We start from the raw sequence: 3,568 nt of genomic DNA on the forward strand, positions 1-3,568 counted from the left end.
GTAAAAGTAGTCCTGATTTGACTAACAAACGTGTCACAGCTCTTAGAATGGCTCGTGCTTCATATTCTGTATAGCCGTGACACATTAAATCTCGTTTAATAATTGTATTTACTAATTTCTCCCCTCACATATTAAAACGTTTGAAAACAGAAAAAAGGCGTATTTTCAGAAAAATAAAAAAAATCTCTCACACAATTATTTACGTAAGAGACTTCTTCAATACTTTTGTTTTGTTATTTGAAATAGTTTGATTAGCTTGAAAACGAACAAAATTGAAAATCTAACTACTTCGTTCAAAATAAAAGAAAGCAATATCTTTTTTTGTAAACTTTTTTACGCAATGCAAGAGCATAAGACAAAACAGGCACTCTAGGGCGTGCCAACCCGACAGTGTCGGGGTTTTGCCGTGTGCCTGTGTTTTTTCCTTTAGTGGGCTTTTAGTGGGGCTTTTTGAGTGGTTTAGTGGGGAATAGTGGGGAATAGTGGGATGTCCACCGATTTAGTGGTACAAATTCAAACACATTTTTTGAAGAACTAGACAGCAGAAACACAATGATCAGAAAATTACACATTATGTTTTTGTTATTTTTCTTCTACCTGATTTCTTTAGAAACCAAATATTTTAAAACCATCATCATCTTCAGAGACTGGTATATCAAAACCAAAGGCTCTTGCCATTTCATCTTGACCTTCATCAGAATTCCAATAAAGGCGTTCTGCCTCTGCTTTAACTTTTGCTTTTTCTGCTTGTGGGTCTACCAAATTATACTGTGCAAGAAATGCTTCGGCAGAATCTGGCAGTTTGATTTCTGAAATTCGTAAGGCATCTGACGGGCTGCCTCCATTTAAATTCGCAGCATTTATTCGATAATAATCGCCATATTTTTCAATAGCTGTCATGGAAATTTTCCCATCATCAAATAATTCATTTCCCGACATGAAATCGCTAACTTCTCCACTAGCACCTTTTTTGACATCAATATCTGACGAAAAAGATAGAGTTTGATATGAGACATAGTTTTTTTGAATAAAATTTTCTCCCTCTTTTTCATAAGTTCCTATTACTAACATGATAGTTTTGCTATCCCCATCTCTTTTGTAATACCATTCGGAATGCTGTGTACTATCAATTACATACATGAAAGTTTTGTCATCCAACAATTTTATATAACTCAACCTTTTATCATTTTCTATATAAAAGTCATCGCTCCAAGACATTGTGTAGGTTTCGCCAATTTGAATTTCTGTAACCTTTTTATTTTCTGACATTGAGTTTATCCCTTTCTTAATTTGAGCACAAGCAAATAGAATACTAAAAGAACTGATGAACATAAAGAACACTAGACCTATTCGAAAAATACTGGCTTTAAATTTCAATGTCATTTACCCCTCTAATTATTTAGAAACCAAATATTTTAAAACCATCATCATCTTCAGAGACTGGTATATCAAAACCAAAGGCTCTTGCCATTTCATCTTGACCTTCATCAGAATTCCAATAAAGGCGTTCTGCCTCTGCCTTAGCTTTTGCTTTTTCAGCTTGTGGGTCTACCAAATTATATTGTGCAAGAAATGCTTCGGCGGAATCTGGCAGTTTGACTTCTGAAATTCGTAAAGGGTCTGACGGGGTCTCACTTTTTAAATTAGCAGAATTTAATCGATAATAGTCACCATACTTTTCAATAGCTGTCATAGGAATTTTCCCATTATCAAATAATTCATTTCCCGACATGAAATCACTAACTTCTCCACTGGAACCTTTTTCAACATCAACATCTGGCGAGAAAGATAAGGTTTGATAAGAAATATAGCTTTTTTGTATAAAGGTGTCTCCCTTTTTTTTATAAGTACCGATTCGTAACGTGATAGTTTTAGTATCCCCATCTCTTTTGTAATATGCCTTAGAATGCTGTGTGTCATCACCAACATACATAAATGTTTTATCATCTAACAATTTTATATAGTTAAAACTTTTATCATTTTCAATGGCATCAGACTTACTCCAAGACATTGTATAAGTTTCGCCAATTTGAATTTCTGTAACCTTTTTATTTTCTGACATTGAGTTTGTAGATTTACCAAAACAAAAATAATTAGGCAACAAAATGATAGACACAACTAAAACCATACTTGTAATAATATAAATTATAGACTTTGACCTCATTTGCCACCTCTAGCTGTTTAAAAACCAAATACTTTCAATCCATTCTCATCTTCAGAGACTGGTATATCAAAACCAAAAGCTCTTGCCATTTCATCTTGACCTTTATCAGAACGCCAATAAAGCCGTTCTGCCTCTGCCTTAGCTTTTTCTTTTTCTGCTTGTGGGTCTACCAAATTATACTGTGCAAGAAATTCTTCAGCAGAATCTGGGAGTTTGACTTTTGAAACACGCAAGGCATCTGACGGAACACCTTTTAAATTTGCAGTATTTATTCGGTAATAGCCATTGTATTTTTCAATAGCTGTACCTCCTGACATCTTAAAAAGTTTTTCCTCTTTTCCTGACATAAAACTGCTAACCTCTCCACTAGCACCTTTTTCAACATCAATATCTGGTGAGAAAGATAAGACTTGATAGGAGACATAAGTTTTCTGTATAAAGTTGTCTCCCTCTTTTTCATAAGTACCTATTATTAACACAATAGTTTTGCTATCCCCATCTCTTTGGTAATACCATTTGGAATGCTGTGTATCATCATAAACTTCCATGAACATTTTATCATCTAACAGTTTTACATAACTAAAACTCCTATCATTTTCTGTCGCATCAGACTTGCTCCAAGACATTGTGTAGGTTTCACCAATTTTTATTTCTGTAACCTTTTTATTTTCTGACATTGCATTTATCCCTTTCTTAATTTGAGCACAGCCAAATAAAACACTTAAAAAACTAACAAACATTACAAAAACTAAACCTGTTCGGAACATCGGGGCTTTAAATTTTAATGTCATTTACCACCTCTGATTTTATCTAGGTCCGTTTTATAGTCATGTGTTTTACTATAATCTTTCTTAGCCTTTAATCTCAATTCAGGTTCATTCTTTTTAGGAACATCAACATCAAACCGTTTATGGTCAGAACCTCCACTATTTTTGAAAGTACCATTACCTTTAAAATTAGGCTCTGAATAATTTGCTGAATCCGTATTCGCAATGTTTTGATAGTCATTTTCATAATACTTTGGATCTGAAATATATCGAAGTCCCGTATCATCTGTATCTAAATGATTCCACATACTTACCGTATCATTCCCATCATGCGTAAAAATGATTTCGATATGTCCTACTGTGATTTTATCATTCTTAGGGTGAAATGCCTTAGCATCCTTTAATGTTCTATTATGCAAATCCGCATCTGGATTCCCAGCCAAAAGCCCCATTTCATCTACCCATTTTAGATAGGCTGAGGTCTTGGTTTCTCCCTCGCCAACAGGTAGGTTATCATTAATATAATCGACAATAGGCTTATCTAACCAGTAACGCATTTGATGGTCTATTGCATCATCTAGTTTTTCATCATTAGGATATTTAGCTTGTATTAATTTGGAATAACTTTCTGTAAATT

4 protein-coding genes are annotated in these 3,568 nt (G+C 33.9%); all 4 read right to left on the reverse strand.

Annotated elements, in window-relative coordinates:
* Positions 1-606 precede the first annotated feature (606 nt).
* Positions 607-1,383, reverse strand: coding sequence for a hypothetical protein (locus ACYQ21_RS14870; protein ID WP_460059405.1), 777 nt, complete (start codon positions 1,381-1,383; stop codon positions 607-609).
* Between the two features lie 16 nt (positions 1,384-1,399).
* Positions 1,400-2,062, reverse strand: a complete 663-nt coding sequence (locus ACYQ21_RS14875) for a hypothetical protein (protein ID WP_460059406.1) — start codon at positions 2,060-2,062, stop codon at positions 1,400-1,402.
* Positions 2,063-2,181: 119 nt separating this feature from the next.
* Positions 2,182-2,955, reverse strand: coding sequence for a hypothetical protein (locus tag ACYQ21_RS14880; RefSeq protein WP_460059407.1), 774 nt, complete (start codon positions 2,953-2,955; stop codon positions 2,182-2,184).
* Positions 2,952-3,568 (reverse strand): DUF3114 domain-containing protein (locus tag ACYQ21_RS14885; protein ID WP_460059408.1); only part of this gene is annotated, 617 nt, incomplete at its 5' end. The genes ACYQ21_RS14885 and ACYQ21_RS14880, both read right to left, overlap by 4 nt.

Source organism: Pseudolactococcus yaeyamensis, assembly GCF_054658615.1.

Excerpts from the sequence above, each read along its gene's own strand:
- ACYQ21_RS14875 (WP_460059406.1), bottom strand. The coding sequence starts at position 2,062 with ATGTCAGAAAATAAAAAGGTTACAGAAATTCAAATTGGCGAAACTTAT.
- ACYQ21_RS14880 (WP_460059407.1), bottom strand. The coding sequence starts at position 2,955 with ATGACATTAAAATTTAAAGCCCCGATGTTCCGAACAGGTTTAGTTTTT.
- ACYQ21_RS14870 (WP_460059405.1), bottom strand. The coding sequence starts at position 1,383 with ATGACATTGAAATTTAAAGCCAGTATTTTTCGAATAGGTCTAGTGTTC.